The sequence below is a fragment of the Paenibacillus sp. Aloe-11 genome, from assembly GCF_000245715.1.
GTDB classification, from domain to species: Bacteria; Bacillota; Bacilli; order Paenibacillales; family Paenibacillaceae; genus Paenibacillus; species Paenibacillus kribbensis.
In genome coordinates, this window is record NZ_JH601050.1 from 430,044 (window position 1) to 430,280 (window position 237).

The 237-nt window shown below is 54.4% G+C and carries 1 protein-coding gene; it reads left to right on the forward strand.

The window, feature by feature from the left end:
• On the forward strand, positions 1-237 hold a 237-nt coding region (locus tag WG8_RS08050), incomplete at both ends, for an iron chelate uptake ABC transporter family permease subunit (RefSeq protein ID WP_007429632.1).

Here is a 237-nt window from a genome sequence, read left to right on the forward strand (position 1 = left end):
GGCGGTGATTTTCTTTCTGTCCTGGAACAAGCATCTGAACCCGTCTGTTGTGATATTGCTTGGGATTGCCGTATCGGCAATTGGATCAGCCGGAATTCAGGTGTTGATCATTCAGGGCTCACTGTGGGGCAGCACGGGGTATATCTGGCTGACGGGCAGTACCTACGCTCGAAGCTGGGGACAGGTGATGACGATTCTGGCCTTTCTACTCGTGCTGCTGCCAGTAGCCTGGTGGCT